Genomic DNA, 19,839 nt, shown 5'->3' with positions numbered 1-19,839 from the left:
TCCAGCAATGCGAAGGGCGCCCGCCCCGGCGCAGCGTCCCGGTCGCGCCCGGCGCTCCCCCGGCACTGGTGGCCCGGGTCGGCGCGCCCAGCACGCTGTCGCTGTCCACCGCCGACTGGATCCTGCGCAGCCCCGGCCACAGCTCCCCCGCGTCGGCGGTGGTGGTGAGGGGGACGGCGACGTAACTCGCGACAAAGTCCACACCGTCCCGCGACAGGGACAGGCCGCTGCCGGAGTCGCTGCCCGCCTTGCTCAGCTGCCAGCCGTCGCCCACCACCCGCAGGACGAGCGTGTCGTCGCCGGGCCCGAGCATCAGCTCCGTGTTGTTCCGTACGGGCTCGTCGTCGTCGAGGGCGCCGTCGATCAGCGACCAGCCGACGGTCAGTGCCAGGACGACGCCCAGGATCCTCGCGAGGGCCCACCGCGTCGGCCGGCCCGGCCGCGCGGGCGGGTGTCGCGTGACCGGTGCGTCTGCCATGCCTCTGTGCCCGTACCCGTCGTCCCCTAGGCCCGCGCTTCCCTCCGGGCGTCGTGCCGCAGGGGTGTGAGCTGCTGGATGTCGTAGCGCCCGCGCAGCTCGTTGACGGCGTCGGGGTCCGGCTCGCCCTCCTGCTTGAGGATGTCGAGCAGTTCCTCGAAGTACCGCTCGTGGTCCGTGGGCGGGGACGACTGGAAGAACATGCGCGCGGGTGCGTCGCCGGCGTTGGCGAACGCGTGCGGGCACCCCGGCGGGACGACGATGACCGTGCCCGGCGTCGCCCGTACGACCGTGCGGCCCGACGCGGACTCCCAGTGCCGCCAGTCGTCGCTCAGCACCCGTGGTTCAAAGGCCAGCACGTCCAGCTCGCCGTCGAGGACGTAGAACAGCTCCTCGCTGTGCGCGTGCCGGTGCGCGCCCACGTCGAAGCCCGGCGGGACGACGACCTCGAAGCTGGAGGAGACCCGGGAGTGTTCGCCGGTGACCTTGAAGGTCACCTCCTGGGAGGCGGTACGGACGGTCTTGCCCCCGCCCGGCGGGACGACCAGGCCTTCGGTGCGTGCGCGTCCGGCCCGCTGGGTCAGTAGGGTCATGCGGTCCTCCGGGAGGAGAGGGAAAGGAACAACGGCGGGGAGGGTCGGGACGGGACGGGTCCGGGACGGGCCGCTCACCAGAGGACGGGCAGCGCCTCGGGGCCGCGGATCAGTGCCCCGCGCCGCCAGCGCACCTCGTCCCGCGGCACGGCGAGCCGAAGCCGCGGCAGCCGCTCCAGCAGGCTCGCGATCATGATCCTTGACTCCAGCCGGGCGAGCGTCGGGCCGACGCAGTAGTGCGGCCCGTGGCCGAAGGCCAGATGCGGGGTGGGGCCCCGGTCGAAGTCGAGCCGGCCGGGATCGGCGAAGACGTCCGGGTCCCGGTTGGCGGTGAGGTACGAGGCGTAGACGGCCTCGCCGGCCCGGATCCGCACCCCTCGGACCGTCACGTCCTCGGTGGCGACGCGGGCGAGGCCCACGCCGTTGCGGTGCGGAATGAAGCGCAGCAGCTCCTCGACGGCGGCGGGCAGCAGCCCGGGCTCGGCACGGAGGCGCGCCATGTGGGCGGGATGGGTGAGCAGTGCGTAGATCATGTTGGCGCTGTTGTTGGTGACGGCGTGGGCGCCGCTGACCTGGATGAGGACGGCGATCGCGACCGCTTCTCCGAGGCTCAGCTCGTCGGCCTCCACCGCCTGGGCCAGCACCGCCGCGAGGTCGTCGCCGCCGTTCGTACGCCGCCGGCCGATGAGGTCGGTGAAATAGGCACCGATCTCCGCCTTGGCGCGCTCGCTGTGGGCGCGGCTGTGCGCCGCGCTCAGAAGCGCCTCCGTCCACTTCCGCATCAGCGGCCGGTCGTGCTCGGGCACGCCCATGATCTCGCTGACCACGGCCAGCGGGAACGGCCCGTTGATCCGCTCCATCAGGTCGGCGGGCGCGCCCGCGCGCAGCATCCCGTCGACGAGGTCGTCCATGATCCGCCGGGCGCGCTCCTCGACTCCGGCGAGGGCGCGGGAGGTGAACGCCTTGGCGACCGGGCGGCGCAGCCGGGTGTGGTCGGGCGGGTCGGCGAATCCGACGGCCGCGTCGAGCGGGATGAAGTGCGGGGCCAGCCGGGTGACCTCGCGGCCGACGAGCGCCTGGCGGCTGAAGCGCGCGTCGTTGGTGACCAGCTTGACGTCCTCGTACCGGGTGATCAGCCAGGCGAACCCCTCCCCGTGGGGGAGCCTGATCCGGCTGACCGGGTCCTCGCTCAGCCGTTCGGCGAGGAAGGGGTCGAAGTCCAGCCCGGACAGGTCGGGCACGGCCCAGAACCGGACGGGACGCGCGTCCCCCTCGGTGTCGGGGGTGTCCTGCGCGGGCGCCGACGCCGCCGGTGTGTCGGTGGTCATCTCAGCTCACCGGCTCCGTCGGGGACGTCGGCCGGTCGGCGTGGACCGGGGTGGTCAGGACGTGCCGTTCGGACAGCTCCAGGCCGGCGAGGGAGTCGGTGGACCAGCGTCCGAGGGCCATCTCGGCGGTGATGCCGGGCCCGAAGCCCGCGATGATCCCGCTGGCGCCGTCCTCCACCCCGCCCTCGTCGAACAGCCTGCGTACCGCGTCGAGGACGACGGCGCTGGCGATGTTCCCGTACTCGGTGAGCGTGGCGCGGCTGAACCGGAACGCCTCGGGCGGTACCTCCAGGAAGTGGCTGAGGTCGTCCAGGATGCGCGGTCCGCCCGCGTGGATGATGTAGAAGTCGAGGGCCGCCGCGTCCCAGCCGTGCTGGACGGCCATCGCGCGGAGCGCGGGGGCGAGAGGTTCCATCGTGCCGGGCACCCGCTTGTCCAGCAGGAAGTGGAAGCCGGTCGCCCGGACGCTGTACGCGATCCAGTCGGTCGTGTCGGGCACGAGGTGCGAACCGTTGCGTTCCAGCGCGATGCCGGTGCCGCCCTTGCCCCGCACGACGGCGGCGGCCACCGCGTCACCGAACAGGCCGTTGGAGAGCAGCGAGCCGACCCCGAGGTCGGTCGGCTGGTAGCAGAGCGAACAGAATTCGCACGCCACGATGAGGACGTTCGCGTCCGGGTACGCCTGGCAGAAGTCGTGCGCCCGGTTGACGGCGGCGCCGCCCGCCGCGCAGCCGAGCTGGGCGATCGGCAACTGCCGGGTGTGACCGTTGAAGTCCATGGTGTTGATCAGCCAGGCGGTCAGCGACGGCATCATGAAGCCCGTGCACGAGACGTAGATGATCAGGTCGATGTCGGAGGCGCGCAGCTCCGCGTGGTCCAGGGCGCGGTTCACCACCGCGGGCACCCGCGCCTTCGCCTCGGACTCGTACAGCCGGTTGCGGTCCTCGAAGCCGGGGTGCCTGAGGGTCTCCTCGATGGGCTGGACGAGGTGGCGCTTGGCCACGCCGGTGTTCTCGATCAACCGGAGCGCCAGGGGAAGTTGCGGGTGGCCGGCGTGGAGCGACCGCGCCAGGGCGAGGGTGTCCTCCATGGTGATCACATGCTCGGGAACCGACACATCGGGCTTACACAGAGTCGCCACGACGCGCTCTCCTTCGTTCGTGTTCGCTGTGAACTGCGGCCCACACTCTGTGGTGGCCCACCACCCCGCAACCTGGGGAACTGCCGGGAACTGGCCCCTGGGAGGAGCCTCAGGAAGGCGAGGGGGCGGGATCCGAAGAACCGTCAGGGATCTTACCTATGACTACGGAAAGTAAGCGCGAAATGGGCGCATCGTCCGTTCGTGGGCGCGCCGCCCGGCCCCGATCGCGCCGCTCCGGCGGCCGGGAGCGTCACCGGTCCGGCGACCGTGGGTCACGACCCGTCCACCGAACGGGTCGGAAGCCGAAAACCGGCCATCCCGTACCGCTGTCACCACGGGACTCAACGGTCCCGGAGACCTCTTCACGTCCCAAGGTTTTGGCGCGGGGGAGACATTCGGGGAGTCGTTGAGCCCTATAGTACGGGCTGGGCGGTTTGTTTTGTGCTGGTCAACCCGGCTGCGCGGAAGGGTCATTCATGGCAACACAGGAGCGCGCCATCCGGACGCGCATGGCGATTCTGGAGGCGGCCGGCGCGGTCTTCGACGAGTACGGCTACTCCTCCACGACCCTCACCATGGTTCTGGAGCGCGCTCAGGTCACCAAGGGTGCCCTGTACTTCCACTTCCAGTCGAAGGAAGCCCTGGCGCAGGCGGTCCTGGACGAGCAGGTACAGCTCGGCACCGTACCCCCGCAGGCCTGCAAGCTCCAGGAAGTCATCGACATCACCTTCGCGGTGGCCCACCGGCTCCTGGACAACGCGCTGCTCAGGGGAAGCGTCCGGCTCACCGTGGACCAGGGTGCTCCCCCGGGCGTCGACCACAGCGGGCCCTTCCGCCAGTGGCCCGTCCATCTGGTGTCGCTGATGGAAGAGGCACGCGCGCAGGGTGAGTTGCTCCCCAGCGTGCGCGCGCAGGACACCGTCGAACTGCTGGTCGGCGCGTTCGCCGGCATCCAGCTGATGTCCCGCGCCCTGACGAATCGCGAGGATCTCGGGCGGCGGATATCGGTCCTCTGGGGACACATCCTGCCCAGCATCGCGGTCCCGGGCCTGATGCCGAGCATCGACACCGCGCCCGACCGCGGGGCGCGGGTGACAGAGGCGATCATGGCGGCCTGAGGCGGGTGTAAGGGCCTTCCCCCCTGGTGGGCGGCCCTTCCCGCCCGGTGGCCGGGCCTTCCCTCTTCCGGACCCCCTCCCCCCTTCCGGAATAAGGAAAGGGGCTCCCGGCGCTTCACTTGAGGGCATAGGGTGACGAGCGCAGTTGGTTCGCCCTGTCAGCCAGGCAGCGGCGTCGTAAGAGGGAACCCGGTGGGAATCCGGGACTGCCCCGCAGCGGTGAGTGGGAACGACCGCCGTCATCAGCACTGGGCCCGGATGGGGTCTGGGAAGCGACGGCCAGTAGGTGTCTCGTCCGTCGAGACGCGCCCACGAGTCCGAAGACCTGCCACTGCCCGCGCGCGAACACCGTGCGCGGAGATCCCGGTGACCTCGTGGGCGGGTCGGCGTACATATCAGGCGGTCACGCGCACCCGGACGTCCGGGGACGTGATCCGCCGGATCTGTGGCTCCTCTCGTGCCCTCGACCGTCCCCGGGACGGCAGAGAACCGCTCGCGAAGGAGAGTTCTGTGACAGAGAAGTCCGCAGCCGCGGCAGCACGGGCGACCGTGCACGGCTACCCCCGCCAGGGCCAGAACCGCGAACTGAAGAAGGCCGTCGAGGGCTACTGGAAAGGCACCGTCGGCGCCGACGCGTTGCGCGACACGGCCGCCGGTCTGCGCCGTACGAACTGGCGCCGCCTCGCCGACGCCGGCATCCACGAGGTGCCCACCGGCGACTTCTCGTTCTACGACCACGTCCTCGACACCAGCGTCATGGTCGGCGCGATCCCCGCACGTCACCGCGCCGCCGTCGCGGCGGACGCCCTCGACGGGTATTTCGCGATGGCACGCGGCACGCAGGACGTCGCGCCGCTGGAGATGACCAAGTGGTTCGACACGAACTACCACTACCTCGTCCCCGAGCTGGGCCCCGACACCGTGTTCACCGCCGATTCCACCAAGCCGGTGGCCGAGCTCAGGGAAGCCCTCGCGCTGGGCCTCTCGGCGCGGCCCGTGCTCGTGGGGCCGGTCACCTATCTGCTGCTCGCCAAGCCCGCCCCCGGGGTCGCCCCGGACTTCGAGCCGCTGACGCTGCTCGACCGGCTGCTCCCGGTGTACGCGGAGGTCCTGGCCGACCTGCGGGCCGCCGGCGCCCGGTGGGCGCAGCTCGACGAGCCCGCGCTCGTCGAGGACAGGACCCCGGCGGAGCTGAACGCCACGGCCCGCGCCTACCGGGACCTCGGCGCGCTCACCGACCGGCCGAAACTGCTGGTCGCGTCGTACTTCGACCGGCTCGGCAAGGCCCTGCCCGTCCTCGCCAAGGCGCCCGTCGAGGGATTGGCCCTCGACTTCACGGGACCGGCCGCCGCCAACCTCGACGCCCTGGGCGCAGTCGGTGGCCTGCCCGGCAAGCGCCTGGTCGCGGGCGTCGTCAACGGCCGGAACATCTGGATCAACGACTTCGAGAAGTCCCTCTCGGTCCTCGGTACGCTCCTCGGGCTCGCCGACCGCGTCGACGTGTCCTCCTCCTGCTCACTCCTGCACGTCCCGCTCGATCTCGCGGCGGAGCGGGACATCGATCCGCAGATCTTCCGCTGGCTCGCCTTCGCGCGCCAGAAGACGGAGGAGATCGTCACGCTGGCGCGCGGTCTCGCGCAGGGCACCGACACGATCGCCGCCGAACTGGCCGCGAACCGCGCCGACCTGGCCTCGCGCGCCGGGTCCGTACTCACCAACGACCCTGCGGTACGGGCCCGCGCCGCGGCCGTCACCGACGCGGACGGGCGCCGCGCCGCGCCGTACCCGGAGCGGGCGACGGCCCAGCGTGCCCACCTCGGGCTGCCGTTGCTGCCGACCACCACCATCGGCTCGTTCCCGCAGACGAACGAACTGCGCACCGCACGCGCCGACCTGCGCGCGGGACGCATCGACACCGCGGGGTACGACGAGCGCATCGAGGCCGAGATCCGCGAGGTCCTCGCCTTCCAGGAGAAGGCCGGCATCGACGTGCTGGTGCACGGCGAGCCCGAACGCAACGACATGGTCCAGTACTTCGCGGAACAGCTCACCGGCTACCTCGCGACCCGGCAGGGGTGGGTGCAGTCGTACGGGACCCGTTACGTCCGCCCGCCGATCCTCGCCGGGGACATCTCGCGCCCCGAGCCGATGACCGTGCGCTGGACCACGTACGCGCAGTCGGTCACCGACCGGCCGGTCAAGGGCATGCTCACCGGCCCGGTCACCATGCTCGCCTGGTCCTTCGTCCGCGACGACCAGCCGCTCGGCGACACCGCGCGCCAGGTCGCGCTCGCGCTGCGCGACGAGGTGAACGACCTGGAGGCGGCCGGGACCTCGGTCATCCAGGTGGACGAACCCGCGCTGCGCGAGACGCTGCCGCTGCGCGCCGACGACCGCCAGGAGTATCTCGACTGGGCGACCGAGGCCTTCCGTATCACCACCGGCGGAGTCCGGCCGGCCACCCAGATCCACACGCACATGTGCTACGCGGAGTTCGGGGACATCGTCCAGGCCATCAAGGATCTCGACGCGGACGTGATCAGCCTGGAGGCGGCGCGGTCGCACATGCAGGTCGCCGGCGAACTGGCGGCGGCGGGCTATCCGCGCGAGGTGGGCCCCGGGGTCTACGACATCCACTCCCCCCGCGTGCCCTCCGCCCAGGAGGCGGCGGGCCTGCTGCGCAAGGGACTTGAGGCGGTGCCGGCGGAGCGGCTGTGGGTCAACCCGGACTGCGGGCTGAAGACCCGCGGCTGGACCGAGGTGCGCGCCTCGCTGGAGAACCTGGTCGAGGCCGCCCGCGAGATCCGGGGCACCCTGCCCACCAGCGCTTCCTGACCCGGCCCGGGGCCGGCCGGCCCCGGAACCGGAACCCGAACCGGAACGACCCGGCGGCGGCCGGGGCGGACAGACCGGATGTTTCCTGACATCCGCCAACTGTCCCGCCCCGGCCGCCGTCATGCGCTGTGGCGGTCCAGGTCCGCAGACGGTACGGTCGCGTGGACATGACGACGGTGTGACGGAAGTCCGGTGAGAATCCGGCACGGTCGCGCCACTGTGTACCCGTACCTCTGCGGGAAGTCAGACCCGGCACCTTCGTCTCAGGCACCACGATCGGGACGCGTGTTCCCCAGGAGGTTCGGCCATGGCACACTCCGCTGCCCCCGCGACAGCCGCAACACCGGCTCTCACCCCCCTCTCGCTCAAGGAGATAGCCCCGTGGGCGCTCTTCTTCGGCGTGCTGATGCTCGTCCTGCTCTACTTCGTCGGCGCGGAACAGGGTGCCCTGTCCGTCATCTCCGGTGAGAGCGTGCACGAATGGGTCCACGACGGACGCCATCTGCTCGGTTTCCCCTGCCACTGACCGGCCGGGAGACCCTTTCTCATGAACTCCGTATCTGTCCGCGCCCTGCTCGTGCGCGGCATGCTCGCCGGCCTCGCCGCCGGTGCGCTCGCCCTCGTGGTCGCCTATCTGCTCGGTGAGCCCTCCGTGGACGCGGCCATCGCGTTCGAGGAGAGCCACAGCCACGAGCACGGCGGCGAGGAACTCGTCAGCCGTTCCCTCCAGTCCACCGCGGGCCTCGCCACCGGTGTGCTGATCTTCGGTATCGCGGTCGGGGGCATCGCCGCCCTGGTGTTCTGTTACGCCCTGGGCCGCGTCGGCCGGTTCGGACCGCGGGCGACCGCCGTCCTGCTGGCCGTCGGCGCACTGCTGACGGTGTACGTCGTACCGTTCCTCAAGTACCCGGCCAACCCGCCCGCCGTCGGCAACGGCGACACCATCGGGAAGCGGACGACGCTGTACTTCCTGATGATCGTGCTGAGTCTCCTGCTCGCGGCCGGCGCGCTCCTGCTCGGCCGGCGGCTCGCGCCGCGCCTGGGCAACTGGAACGCGACCGTGGCGGCGGGGGTCGCCTTCGTGGTCGCCGTCGGGCTGGCCTACGGCTTCCTGCCGACGATCAACGAGGTGCCGAAGGACTTCCCGGCCACCCTGATCTGGGAGTTCCGGCTGTCCTCGCTCGCCGTCCAGGTCACCTTGTGGACGACGTTCGGGCTGTTCTTCGGCCACCTCGCCGAGCGGCTGCTCGTCCCGAGGACGGACCGGGTCGCTGTACCCGCCGGTACGTCCGGGGTGGAGCCGAAGGCCACCGCCACCGCCGGCTGAGGACCGCGGACCGTGGGCGCCCCGGCGGGTCAGGCCGCCGGGAGCCCCGGTCCGGGGCGGGGCACGCTCGGACACCTCGGTCTCGCACCCTCGGTCTCATACGCCTCGGTCCCGTACGCCAGGTGCCCCCGGGGTCGTCATACCCTGGGACATCAGGACGATGCGATGTGTCCGACCTGGGAGAGCCGAGAGCCGTGGACGTCGATCTGAGGAAGCTCCGCTACTTCGTCGCGGTGGCGGAGGAACTGCACTTCGGACGGGCCGCCGAGCGGCTCCACATCGCCCAGCCGGTCCTCTCCCGCCAGATCCGTGCGCTGGAGCAGGATCTGCGCGTGCAGCTCCTCACCCGGGACCGGCGCTCGACCGCGCTCACCCCGGCCGGGGAGCAGGTGCGGAAGGACGCCGTGTCGCTGCTGGCCGCCGCCGGGGGCCTGCGGCGCCGGGCGCTCCGGGTCGCGGGCGGCACGGACCGGCTGACGGTCGGGTTCATGCCCGGCATCACGGTCACCGCGGCCGTCCAGGCCCTCACCGCGCGCCACCCGGGGCTGAGGGTCGACGTCCTGCGGACGTCGTGGGACGACCAGACCCGGGCGGTACGCGACGGGCGGGTCGACCTCAGCTTCGTACGGATGCCGGCCGACCGTGCGGACGTGTGCCTGCGCCCGCTGTTCAGCGAGCCACGGGTGGCGGTCCTGCCGCGCGGGCACCGGCTCGCGGGGAAGCAGGCGATCGGCATCGCCGACCTGGCCGGCGAGCGGCTGCTCCAGGACCCCGACGCCGTCCCCGAGTGGCGGGACCTGCCCCACCGGCCGCCCGACGAGAACCCACGGCCGGTCCCTGCCGTCCGTACGGTCGAGGAGAAGCTGGAGTACGTGGCCGGGCTCCAGGGGGTGGTCGTACTGCCGCGCTCCACCGCCCTCTTCTACACCCGCCCCGACCTCTGCCAGGTCGCTGTGACCGACATCGAGCCCGGCCAGGTCTGCCTGGCCTGGAGCGCCCGGGACCCGGGCCCGCTGACCCTGGAATTCGCCGACCTCGCGGCGGAGATCTACGCGGACGGTCCCTGACCCTGCTTCGCCTCACCGGCTTCGCCCCACCCACCGTTGCCGCCGGCATTGACACCGGCATTACCTCCGGCGTAATCGACGCCGCGCGGGACGCGAGGCAGGCTTGGGTTCACCGGGTCCCGGGCGGCGCACTCCGCCCGGGGCCCGGGTCCCCGACCGACCGAACCTCGCCGGAGGCTGATTTCCCATGTCCGTGACCCCTTACGAGACCGCCGTCACCCGTTACTTCGAGGCCTGGAACGCCCCGTCCGCGGAGGCGCTGACCAAAGCGGTCGCGGCGGCCTGGAGCGAGGACGGCGGCTACACAGATCCGCTGGCGGACGTCAGCGGGCAGGAGGCGATCGCGGCCGTCGTCGCGGGGGCCAGGGAGCAGTTCCCCGGCTTCACGTTCCGGCTCGCCGGCGCGGTCGACGGCCACCACGGCGTCGCGCGCTTCGGCTGGGAGCTGGTCTCGGACGCGGACGGTTCCGTCCCCGTCACCGGCTCCGACGTCCTCACGCTGGCCGGGGACGGCAGGATCGACCGGGTGTACGGCTTCCTGGACCGGGTGCCGGCCGGCACGTGACGGGGGTGGGGGCGGGGGGCGTGGGACGGGCGGGACGGGCGGGAGCCGTGGCACGCATCGTTGCGGAAGCCTTGTGAGAGCGTTCCCAGGGCGTCAGCATGCTCGGTATGACCGTGCCACCCGCTTCCGCCCCTTCCGCCCCACCAGCCTCCGCGCGCCCCGCCGTCCGCGCCTACCGCCGCGAGGATCTGCCCGCGCTGTACGACATCTGCGTACGGACCGCCCACGAGGGCCAGGACTCGCGGCACCTCTACCCGGACCCGGACCTGATGCCGAGCATCTTCGCCGCGCCCTACGCCGTACTGGAGCCGGAGCTGACCTTCGTCCTGGACGACGGGCACGGTCAGGCCGTCGGGTACGTCCTCGGCACGGCCGACACCGCCGCGTTCGCGCGGGCGTTCCGCACGGTCTGGCTGCCGACGCTGACCGGCCGCTATCCGGCGCCGGCCGGCCCGCCCCGGACACCGAGCGAGGAAATGATCGCCCTCATGCACGATCCGGAACGGCTGGTCCTGCCCGAGCTGGCCGCGTACCCCGCCCATCTCCACATCGACCTGCTCCCCGACTGGCAGCGGAAGGGGCACGGCCGGGCGCTCATGTTCCGGTTCCTCGGGGCGCTGCGGGAGAAAGGCGTCGACGCGGCCCACCTCTCGATGGTCACGGCGAACACGGCGGCCCGCGCCTTCTACGACCGGCTCGGCTTCCGGCCGATCGAGGTGCCGGATCCGGGTCCGGTCACGTATCTCGGCCGCTCGACCACGGTCGAGTAGCGGTACTCATCCGGTCCCCCGCCCGGGCCTGCGGTGTTCTCAGCACGAAGAGGGACCGCAGGCGCGCGGCGGAGCGGGCGGGGAGGCGGTATCCGGGGCTGCTGGACGTGGTGGCGGCGCGCCCGCTGTTCCCGCAGACCAGGACTCCGAGGTGGGCTTCGCGCCGGCCGACGACCCGGACGCGGTGGTCCGGCTCCGTATCGACGGCAGGGCGGGTACGCGCGAGGGGCGGTCCTGCGAGGACGCGCTGGACGAGGCCGTCGAGCGGGGGAGGGCCGGGGCGCGGGAGCTGCGCCGCTTGATCCAGGCGTTCGGGAGACGCGGACACGGGATCCTCGCGGTGAGTCCGGGCGGGACCGCGCCCTGGATCGCGACGGCGCTCACCGACGCGACGATCGCGCGGGGGCTCGCGGAGGTCGGTGCGGGGGCCGTGGGCGCGCCCCGCCCGGGTCGCCGCCACGCGGTGCGTCACGGGTGGAACCGCCACCGGCCTTCGGAAACGACGTCCACCTCGCCGCCCCTGACGCGCAGGGCCGTCTCGTCGTCGACGAAGTAGATCGGGAAGTCCGCCCGCGCAACGATGCGATCGGCCCAGGCGTCGTCCCGCTCGGGGAAGTCCGCCGAGTACAGGTGGGGCTTGAGGTACCAGTCGAAGAGGCCGAACGGCGGCTCCACGGTCGTCGCGCCGAGCACGTGGAGGTCCGCGGCGTCCCCGATGACGTCGGCGGAGTGCTCGGTGAGATTCCGGCTGAAGATCATCGATCCCGCGCTCAACCCCACGTAGACCCGGCTCTCCAGGGCCTCCAGGAAGCCGTCGGCCAGGCCGTTGCCCGTGATGCTGCGCGCGAGGTGGTAGTGATTGCCGCCTCCGACATAGATGACGTCGGCGTGGAGCAGCCGGTCGAGCACCATCCGCCGGGGCAGGCCGTTCAGCTCCAGAACGTCGAACTCACGCCAGCCGAGACCGTGCAGCCGGTGCATGTCCGCGACGAGCCACCCGTGGTCCCCGGGCTCGGCGACCGACGCGGTGGGAACGTACACGAGGTTCGCCGACCCGAACGGCTTTCCCAGCATGTCCCGCAGCGCGTCCCGCAGTGTCTCGTTGCGCAGGCCACTCGCCGTCAACAGAAGCTCCATCGGGCGAGCCAATCACGGCGAACAGGCACGCGCAACGAGCCCGGGGTCGCCGCCGTGACCATGGCACGGCCGCGTCAGGGACGGCGCCGCTCCCCGCGCATGCGGGGTGGCGGCGGAGCGGGGTTCCGGTGGAGGTGGGAACCCCGCGCCGTCAGCGGGGAGGGGACGGGGTCAGCAGGTCACGACCTTGCCGTACGAGCCGCGGCCCCAGGTCCACTCCCACTGCTCTCCCGGCTGGTACGTGAGACACGGCGAGTCCGAGCCCAGGTCGATGACGACCTTGAGGTGCATCGTCTCGGCACACGAGTTGGTGACCTTCACGTACTTCCGGTGCTTGACGACGTCCCGCTTGACGCAGGCCGGCGCGGTTCCCCTGAGCTGGGCCTCCGAGGCGTGGGCGGCGGCGGGTGCGAGGGTGAGGATCGTTGCGAATGCTGCTACCAGCAGCGTGAGTTTCTTCATGCCCGGACAACGACCGGAGAAAACGGAAGTCACCATTCCGGCGCTTGGTGCCCGGTGGGCCCCACCCCTCGTGCGCGTCGGGGCGGCACGTGGCAGGGTGTGTGCCGACCGCGGACGCGAGGAGACACCATGGGCGAGAGCGCCACCGGCACCACCGGCACGGAAGCATGTCTGGGCTTCGACGACTGGACGTGGCTGAACCCGCCCGCCCGCCGGGCTCCGTACGACGACGCGCTGGACGTCACGACGGACCCGGACACCGACTTCTGGGTGACCACGCACTACGGCTTCGTACGGGACACAGGGCACGCGCTGCTGCGGCCGGTGCCGGCGAAGTTCCGGCTGCGGGCGACGTTCAGTGGCGACTACCACGAACAGTACGACCAGGCCGGGCTGTTGCTGCGGATCGACGGCAAGAACTGGATCAAGACCGGGATCGAGTACGTCGACGGCAGGCAGCAGTTGAGCGCGGTGGTGACGCGCGAGGTGTCCGACTGGAACGTCGTGCCGCTCGCGTATCTCACCGACGCCCCGGGGCCGGTGACCGTCGAACTGCGGCGCGAGGGCGACACGGTCACGATCCTGTACGGCCTCGGAGGCGCTCCCGAGACGATGCTGCGGCTGGCCTACTTCCCGCCGGAGGTACCCGCCCAGGCCGGGCCGATGTGCGCGTCGCCCGACGGCAAGGGTTTCACGGCCCGGTTCACCGCGTTGAGTCTCGACACGCTCACGTGAGATGACGCGGGGGGGCGAGGGGCGGGGTGGCCACCGGGCTGCCCCGGGTCCTCTGGCACAAGTCTCGGCCGGGCGCTTTGCTGGGGGGTGTCCCCTGTCGCTCCCACCGCCGAGGACCTCCCATGACGCACCCGACCGATCCTGTCGACCCCCCAACCACCCCCGCCACCGTCCCCCCGCCTGTGCCCGTACGCGGCCCGCGCCAGGTGCCCCTCCTCGGGAACCTGCCCGCCTTCGCCCGTGACCCGCTCGCCTTCTTCACCCGGTTACGGGGGCTCGGCGACCTCGTCGAGTGGAAACTCGGGCCGCAGCGCGCCCTGTTCGTCTCCCGGCCCGAGCACATCGGTGAGTTGCTCACCGGCGTGGAGACGCGGTACCGCCACCCGGAACTCGGCTGGGCGTTCAAGCTGGTGCTCGGCGAAGGGGTGGTCACCTCGGAAGGGCCGGCCTGGCGTCGCAAGCGCGCGCTGGTCCAGCCCGCCGTACGCCCCCGCCAAGTCCGGGGCCACGCGGGCACGATGACGGACTGCGCGGCCACCCTGGCCGTCTCCTGGCGCCACGGTCAGCCTGTCGACGTCCGGCAGGAGATGCTCGGCCTCACCCAACGCATCGCGGTACGCACCCTGTTCGGGGCCGACACGGCGGGACGCGAGAGCGCGATCGGCCCGGCGATGGACATCGCGCAACAGGAGATCGGCAGCGAGTTCCGGGGGCTCACCCTCTTCCTGCCGCCCTGGGTGCCCACTCCGGGCCGCCGCCGGCTCAAGAGGGCCGTGGCCGTCATCGACCGCGAGGTCGCCCGGGTCACCGACCACCGCAGGCGCGCCGGCGACGGGGAGACGAGGGACGACCTGCTCAGCCGGTTGCTCGCCGCGCGGGACGAGGAGGGCAGGCCGCTCGGCGACAAGGAGATCCGCGACGAGGCGGTGACGCTCTACATCGGCGGCCACGAGACGACCGGTACGACGCTGACCTGGGCGTGGTACCTCCTCTCCCGCGATCCCGGGGCGCGGGAGCGGCTCGACCGGGAGCTGGCGGACGTTCTCGACGGCCGGACGCCGGGGCACGACGACGTCAAGGATCTGCGCTGGACGGAGCAGGTCGTGAAGGAGACCCTGCGCCTCTACCCGCCGGTCTGGCTGATGACGGCGATCGCCAAGAGCGACTCGACGCTGGGGGGACGGCCGGTGGCCGAGGGCACGGTCCTGTGGTCCAGCCAGTGGAGCGCCCACCGTGACGCCCGCTGGTTCCCCGACCCAGAGGCCTTCCGCCCGGAGCGGTGGGACGCGGACGCCTCGCCCGTCGTGCCGGACCACGCGTGGTTCCCCTTCGGGGGCGGGGCGCGGGCGTGTCTCGGCGCGCGGTTCGCGATGGTCGAGGCGGTGCTCGTCCTGGCGACGCTCGCGCAGCGCTTCCATGTCGACGTGGAGGCGGGCGAGAATCCGCCGAAGACCGGGCTCACGCTCCAGCCTTCCCTGCCGGTACGGGGGACCCTGCGGGCGGTCGTCCCGGCCGGGACCGTACCTCCGCGCGCCTGAGCGGACATCCCGCCGGCGCGGCAGGCTCAGGGCGTGCCGCCCTCGCGCGGGCGCAGGCCCTCCACCAGCGTGCCGACCGTCCGGGACACCAGTTCCTCCAGCGGCAGGTCACCGTTCATGCCCGTGGTGGCGAGGACCGCGAGCCCCTGGAGGACGGCGAGGACGGTCAGGTCCACACGGCCGGTGGTGTCGGCGTCGATGTCGCCCCGGGCCCGCGCCTGGGCGAGCAGGGCGACGGGAGCGGCGAAGGCGCGGTCGTTGGCCTCGCGGAGCCGTGCGGCGCGGGTCGCGTCCTTCGACGTGTGCATCAGCCCGAGGAGGGCGCGGTGCTCGACCGCGAACGCGACGTACGCCTGCGCGAAGGTCACCAGCCGCGCCGTGAAGCCGCCGTCCTCGTACCCGTCGGGGGATTTGCCCAGCGCCGCGTCCAGGCGGCGGCCCAGCCGTTCGTACCCGTCCTCGGCCAGGGCGTCCAACAGGGCCTGCTTGTCGGCGAAGTGACGTCTCGGGGCGCCGTGGCTGACCCCGACCTCCCGCGCCAGCTCCCGCAGCGAGAGGCCGTCGGCGCCGTGGGTGGCCAGCGTCCGTTCCGCCTGCCGGAGCAGGGCCGTCCGCAGGTCGCCGTGGTGGTAGGGCCGGGGGGTGCTCATCGGCTCACCCTATCCTCATGTTGTCGTTGACTACATTGTATCCATTGCCTACATTGGATGTATGAGCCCTTCCTCGCACACCCCACGGTGGTCCCTCTCCGACCTCCCCGCCCAGACCGGTCGTACGGTCCTGATCACGGGCGCCGGCAGCGGCATCGGGCTGGAGACGGCGCGGGCGTTCGCGTCCGCCGGAGCCCGGGTCACGCTGGCCGTCCGCACCCTCGACGCGGCGCGCGCGGCGGCCTCCGACCTGCCCGGCGACCCCGAGGTGCTTCCCCTGGACCTGGCCGATCTCTCCTCGGTACGGGGGTTCGCCGCCGCCTGGGACCGGCCCCTCGACGTCCTGGTCAACAACGCGGGGGTGGCCAACGTGCCCCTGGGGCGGACGGCCGACGGCTTTGAGAGGCACCTGGGCACCAACCACCTCGGCCACTTCGCACTGACCAACCTCCTGCTCCCCCGGATCACCGACCGCGTGGTCACCGTCGCGTCCAACGCGCACAAGGGGGCCACGCTCGACCTCACCGACCTGAACTGGCAGCGGCGCCCGTACCGGGCCTCCGCCGCCTACGGGCAGTCCAAGCTCGCCAACCTGCTCTTCACGCTGGAGCTGCGACGGCGGCTGACGGAGGCCGGATCGCCCGTCCTCGCGGTCGCGGCGCATCCGGGCGCTGCCACCACCGGGCTCAACCGCCACCTCGGTCCCGCCCTGGCGTTCGTGGCCGCCACGGTCGGACGGATCATCCAGCAGAGCGGATCGGCGGGGGCGCTGCCCATCCTCTTCGCGGCCACCCGGCCGCTGGTCGGGGGGAGTTACGTCGGCCCCGACGGACGGGGTGAGCAGCGCGGCCACCCCACGCTCGTCGGGCGGAGCGCGGCGGCCCAGGACCCCGTCCTCGCACGGGAGTTGTGGGACGCGTCGGAGCGGCTCACCTCAACTGCCTTTCCCCTCCTGGTCCCTTGACGCGGGCGCGGCGCTCCGTTCGACCGCCTCCGCCGCCGCGCCCATGGCGACGCCCGCGACGATCAGCACGACCGACACATAGATCTCGTAGCCGTCGAAGACGTCGAACCTGGCCACCAGGGACCAGAGCCTGAACCACCCGCCGGTCAGCTCGTACAGGAGGCCGCCGACCCCCTGGGCCAGCAGGACGAAGCAGAGGAAACCGAAGAAGGTCTTCACCTCTCCGAGGGTAGGGAGAGCGGTGGCGCGGGACCATCGGCCATCGGGAGCGGCCGCCCTGACCAAAGTCGCGGGCGGCCCGCCGGCCGGCCTACCGAAGTCTCGCCCGCGTCATCCCGTGCCGGTACGGACGGCTGCCGGGGCCGCCGACGCCTCGATGACCGTCCGGGCCGAGCGGGTCACGCCGTTGACCGTCACCGCCAGGGTCACGGTCCCGGGCCGCAGCGCGGTGAGCGTGCCCGTGGCCGGGTCGAAGTGGGCCACGTGCCGGTCCCGTACGCCGTGCCTGTCCCATGGGCCCGTCCGATCCCGTACGCCCGGCCGATCCCGTACGCCCGGCCCGTTCCGTACCCCTTGCCGCCCGTCCCCGATCAGCACGTTCGGCGAGCCGGTCCAGTCCGCGCTCAGCGGGAAGGCCACCGGCACCTGCCCGCTCCCCTGGGTGACGTGCGCCGCGGCCTTCGCCTCGTGTCCCGGGGTCAGCACCGCCGGGGTGTCCAGCGTCAGCGCGTCGGTGTGCGCGCGGGTCTGGACCGAGATCCAGTCGGGGCCGCCCGTCCACGGCGCCCGCCGGGCGGCGGCCCACGCGCCCGGCGACACCCGGTCCACGCCGACCAGCGACCACCCGGTGAAGCCGCCCTCGCCCGGCGGGGCCGAAGGGGCCTTGCCCGCGTTGCCGTTGACGAGATACGGGACACCGTCCACGCGCGAGGCGTCGAAGACCCCGACGTGGCCGCCGATCAGCGCCGCGCCCTTGCCGGTCGTACGGCGGAAGTCGGCGAGCCACCCTTCGAGCAGGGCCGCCTCCTTCCGGTCGCCCAGCTGACTGGCCTTCTGCACGGTCGGGTCGCGCGGCGGTACGTGCTCGATCACCACGACCGAGCCCACCCGGTCGTCCTCCGCCGCCGCGTCCAACTGCGCACGCGCCTCCTCGATCTGGGCGAGGCCGCCGCCGCGCAGCGACAGACTCGACGTGTCAAGGGTGAGAAAGCGGGTCCCCCGGTGGTCGAACACCCGGTGGGCGGGCCCGAATTCGGCGGTGAAGTTGTCGATCGTCCCGCCCATCACCTCGTGGTTGCCCGGCACGTAGTACCAGGGCAGCGCGTCCCCCAGCTCCTCGGTCAGCACCCGGCGCGCGAACGCCAGGTCCTCGGGCGCCCCCTCGTCCACCAAGTCCCCGTTGATCACAAGGAAGTCGGGCTTCGCCGCCCTGATCTCGCGCAGGGTACGGCGGGCCCGGTCGACGATGGCGCTGTCCGGGTCGCGGGCGACGAACTGGGCGTCCGACATCACCGCGAACCGCCAGTCCCGGCCCTCCGTGCGGGCCGAGGTGGCGATCAACGGGTCGGCGGAGCGCGGCTGTTCGGGCAGGTCCACCGTAGGCGGCAGCTGCGTCGTCAGGTCGTCGAGCACGACCTCGCCCGTGTACTGCTTGGTGGCCGCGGTCTCGGCGAGGTAGAAGCGGTACACGCTCAGCGGGGTCGCGGCGCCCTCGGGCACGGTGAAGGTCACCTGCCGCCAGCCGGTCCAGGTGACGTACGGACCGCGCAACAACTGGTCCGATCCTTCCGCGTCCTTGAGATGCAGCGTGGGCCAGGCGCCCCGGCCGTCCCCCTTGATCCAGAGCGCGAACGACTGCGGGCGGCCCGGGACATGAAGCGGTACGGGCGGCAGCGCGTAGGCGGCGCGGGTCGCCGTCGACTGCGTGAAGTCGTAGCCGAGGCGCAGTCCGGTGCCGGTACGGCCGTCCGGCACGGCGCCGACCGAGCCGCTCGCCCGCGCCTGGGAGAAGGTCCAGGACGCGGCGTCGTCGAAGCCGGTGACCGGCCGTTCCTCCAGGCCGACGGTGACGGCGAGCGCGGTGGTGACCCCGCCGGCGGTCGCCGTGATCCGCCCGGCACCCACGCCCGTGCGGGAGCGGACGGTGAAGTTCCCGGTGCCGTCGCCGGTGACCGAGAAGAGCGAGCGGTCGAAGTCCAGGGTGACGTCGCGGGGTTCGACCGGCGCGCTGGTGCCGTGGGCGTCGAGCCCGACGATGCCGAAGGTGCCGGAGGCCGCCGCGTCCGCGAGTCCGACCCGCTGGGTCGTGGGGACGATCCGGTCGAGCCGGTCGAGGACCGTCACCTCCGTCCCTCCCCCGGCCCGGCCGCTCTCGGCCCTCACCTCGGTGGTGCCGCTCGCGCGGGCGGTGAACAGGCCGCGCGCGTCGACCCGGCCGACGGAGGACCGTACCGCCCGCCAGCGGGGTGCACCGGCGGCCGGGCCGTACGTCTCGTCGTAGCCGGCGGCGGTCAACTGCCGGGTCAGCCCCGGGAAGACGCGCTCGGGGTGACCGCCCCTGACGGGGTCGACGGTCGGCGCGCCGGCCGGGGGCGTACGGGTCGACACCCAGAATCCGTCGAGCCGTCCGCTGCCGTCGGGGGCGGTGAGGGCGAGGCCGTTGGGGACGGTGCGTTCGCTGCCGTCGGAGGGGCTGTTCTCCACCCTCAGCGTGTCACTGCCGGGGGCGCGGGCGACCAGGGTCGAGGAACCGCCGCCGTCGAGGTTGAGGGCGCTGTACGACCCGGCGCGGCGCATCATCTCGCCGAGTTCGGTGAGGGTCACCCCGCCGCTGTCGGCCTGCCGCCCGTCCACGGTGAGGATCTGCATCGTGGAGCCGTCGCGCGAGAAGCCGACGGCGGTGCGCGGGGCGGCGGTGTTGTTGCCCTCGCCGTCGTGGTTCTGCGCCACCCCGTCCACGACGAGCAACTCCCGCCCCCCGACGGCGGTACGGGGCACCGGCCCGCTGTCGGTGCGCGGGCGGTACGCGACCGTCACCGGGTCGCCGGGGCGCAGCGCCCCGAGGGCCTCGGCCCCCGCCTCCCGGCCGACGAGGACGGTGGTGCCCGGTGCGACGGGCCCGGTGCCGGGGC

General features: G+C 72.6%; 20 protein-coding genes and 1 riboswitch. Of the genes, 11 read left to right on the top strand and 9 right to left on the bottom strand.

The annotated features are described in order from the left end of the window. The 4 genes from GT042_RS20140 to GT042_RS20125 form a co-directional block, all read right to left on the bottom strand. The coding region (locus GT042_RS20140) for a hypothetical protein (RefSeq protein WP_161310115.1) at nucleotides 1–478 on the bottom strand (478 nt) is incomplete at its 3' end. 26 nt (nucleotides 479–504) lie between these two features. Next, the gene (locus GT042_RS20135; protein ID WP_161310114.1) at nucleotides 505–1,071 is read right to left on the bottom strand and encodes a cupin domain-containing protein; all 567 of its coding nucleotides are present in this window, start codon (nucleotides 1,069–1,071) and stop codon (nucleotides 505–507) included. A 74-nt stretch (nucleotides 1,072–1,145) separates the two neighbouring features. Further along, nucleotides 1,146–2,399: a cytochrome P450 gene (locus GT042_RS20130; RefSeq protein WP_161310113.1), complete on the bottom strand. Its 1,254-nt coding sequence runs from the start codon at nucleotides 2,397–2,399 to the stop codon at nucleotides 1,146–1,148. Between the two features lies 1 nt (nucleotide 2,400). Then, nucleotides 2,401–3,540: a type III polyketide synthase gene (locus GT042_RS20125; protein WP_161310112.1), complete on the bottom strand. Its 1,140-nt coding sequence runs from the start codon at nucleotides 3,538–3,540 to the stop codon at nucleotides 2,401–2,403. 476 nt (nucleotides 3,541–4,016) lie between these two features. Here GT042_RS20125 and GT042_RS20120 point away from each other — a divergent pair, with 476 nt between their 5' ends. The 8 genes from GT042_RS20120 to GT042_RS20085 all read left to right on the top strand — a co-directional run bounded on the left by GT042_RS20120 (nucleotide 4,017) and on the right by GT042_RS20085 (nucleotide 11,778). Continuing rightward, complete coding sequence (locus tag GT042_RS20120) at nucleotides 4,017–4,658, top strand: ScbR family autoregulator-binding transcription factor (RefSeq protein ID WP_161310111.1); 642 nt, start codon at nucleotides 4,017–4,019, stop codon at nucleotides 4,656–4,658. Nucleotides 4,659–4,787: 129 nt separating this feature from the next. Further along, nucleotides 4,788–5,006, top strand: a riboswitch (cobalamin riboswitch). A gap of 162 nt (nucleotides 5,007–5,168) precedes the next feature. Continuing rightward, a complete protein-coding gene (gene metE, locus GT042_RS20115) occupies nucleotides 5,169–7,493 on the top strand; it encodes a 5-methyltetrahydropteroyltriglutamate--homocysteine S-methyltransferase (RefSeq protein WP_161310110.1) in 2,325 nt (774 codons plus the stop codon). Nucleotides 7,494–7,800: 307 nt separating this feature from the next. Further along, nucleotides 7,801–8,019, top strand: coding sequence for a CbtB-domain containing protein (locus GT042_RS20110; protein ID WP_161310109.1), 219 nt, complete (start codon nucleotides 7,801–7,803; stop codon nucleotides 8,017–8,019). Nucleotides 8,020–8,040: 21 nt separating this feature from the next. Beyond that, the gene (locus GT042_RS20105) at nucleotides 8,041–8,820 is read left to right on the top strand and encodes a CbtA family protein (protein WP_161310108.1); all 780 of its coding nucleotides are present in this window, start codon (nucleotides 8,041–8,043) and stop codon (nucleotides 8,818–8,820) included. A gap of 167 nt (nucleotides 8,821–8,987) precedes the next feature. Beyond that, nucleotides 8,988–9,887 carry a LysR substrate-binding domain-containing protein gene (locus GT042_RS20100; protein WP_345943845.1) on the top strand — a complete coding sequence of 300 codons (900 nt, stop codon included), beginning with the start codon at nucleotides 8,988–8,990 and terminating at the stop codon, nucleotides 9,885–9,887. 187 nt (nucleotides 9,888–10,074) lie between these two features. Next, nucleotides 10,075–10,452, top strand: a complete 378-nt coding sequence (locus tag GT042_RS20095; RefSeq protein WP_161310107.1) for a nuclear transport factor 2 family protein — start codon at nucleotides 10,075–10,077, stop codon at nucleotides 10,450–10,452. A 107-nt stretch (nucleotides 10,453–10,559) separates the two neighbouring features. Beyond that, on the top strand, nucleotides 10,560–11,222 hold the full coding sequence (locus GT042_RS20090) for a GNAT family N-acetyltransferase (RefSeq protein WP_161310106.1): 663 nt from the start codon (nucleotides 10,560–10,562) through the stop codon (nucleotides 11,220–11,222). Between the two features lie 151 nt (nucleotides 11,223–11,373). Further along, nucleotides 11,374–11,778 (top strand): hypothetical protein, encoded by a 405-nt coding sequence (locus GT042_RS20085; protein ID WP_161310105.1) that lies wholly within the window; start codon nucleotides 11,374–11,376, stop codon nucleotides 11,776–11,778. Here the strand turns inward: GT042_RS20085 and GT042_RS20080 are convergent. Both GT042_RS20080 and GT042_RS20075 read right to left on the bottom strand, forming a co-directional pair. Beyond that, a complete protein-coding gene (locus GT042_RS20080; protein WP_161310104.1) occupies nucleotides 11,691–12,359 on the bottom strand; it encodes a Type 1 glutamine amidotransferase-like domain-containing protein in 669 nt (222 codons plus the stop codon). The genes GT042_RS20085 and GT042_RS20080 overlap by 88 nt on opposite strands. A 171-nt stretch (nucleotides 12,360–12,530) precedes the next feature. Beyond that, nucleotides 12,531–12,821: a hypothetical protein gene (locus GT042_RS20075; RefSeq protein ID WP_161310103.1), complete on the bottom strand. Its 291-nt coding sequence runs from the start codon at nucleotides 12,819–12,821 to the stop codon at nucleotides 12,531–12,533. Between the two features lie 129 nt (nucleotides 12,822–12,950). Between GT042_RS20075 and GT042_RS20070 the strand changes: the two genes are divergently transcribed. Together GT042_RS20070 and GT042_RS20065 are read left to right on the top strand one after the other, a co-directional pair. Continuing rightward, complete coding sequence (locus GT042_RS20070) at nucleotides 12,951–13,556, top strand: DUF1349 domain-containing protein (protein ID WP_161310102.1); 606 nt, start codon at nucleotides 12,951–12,953, stop codon at nucleotides 13,554–13,556. 122 nt (nucleotides 13,557–13,678) lie between these two features. Next, nucleotides 13,679–15,094, top strand: coding sequence for a cytochrome P450 (locus tag GT042_RS20065; RefSeq protein ID WP_161310101.1), 1,416 nt, complete (start codon nucleotides 13,679–13,681; stop codon nucleotides 15,092–15,094). Between the two features lie 26 nt (nucleotides 15,095–15,120). Here the strand turns inward: GT042_RS20065 and GT042_RS20060 are convergent, their stop codons facing one another. Further along, nucleotides 15,121–15,744, bottom strand: a complete 624-nt coding sequence (locus GT042_RS20060) for a TetR/AcrR family transcriptional regulator (RefSeq protein WP_161310100.1) — start codon at nucleotides 15,742–15,744, stop codon at nucleotides 15,121–15,123. A gap of 61 nt (nucleotides 15,745–15,805) precedes the next feature. Here GT042_RS20060 and GT042_RS20055 point away from each other — a divergent pair, with 61 nt between their 5' ends. Beyond that, nucleotides 15,806–16,708 (top strand): oxidoreductase, encoded by a 903-nt coding sequence (locus GT042_RS20055; protein ID WP_161310099.1) that lies wholly within the window; start codon nucleotides 15,806–15,808, stop codon nucleotides 16,706–16,708. On the opposite strand, the gene GT042_RS20050 is transcribed toward GT042_RS20055, so the two are convergent. Both GT042_RS20050 and GT042_RS20045 read right to left on the bottom strand, forming a co-directional pair. Beyond that, nucleotides 16,679–16,927: a hypothetical protein gene (locus GT042_RS20050; RefSeq protein ID WP_161310098.1), complete on the bottom strand. Its 249-nt coding sequence runs from the start codon at nucleotides 16,925–16,927 to the stop codon at nucleotides 16,679–16,681. The two genes, GT042_RS20055 and GT042_RS20050, sit on opposite strands and share 30 nt — an antisense overlap. Nucleotides 16,928–17,038: 111 nt before the next feature. Further along, nucleotides 17,039–19,839 (bottom strand): phosphodiester glycosidase family protein (locus GT042_RS20045; protein WP_161310097.1); only part of this gene is annotated, 2,801 nt, incomplete at its 5' end.

The sequence above is a fragment of the Streptomyces sp. SID3212 genome, assembly GCF_009865405.1.
In the GTDB taxonomy this organism is placed as follows: Bacteria; Actinomycetota; Actinomycetes; order Streptomycetales; family Streptomycetaceae; genus Streptomyces.
The sequence above is the reverse complement of the archived record's forward strand: the minus strand, read 5'-3'. Positions and strand labels throughout refer to the sequence as shown.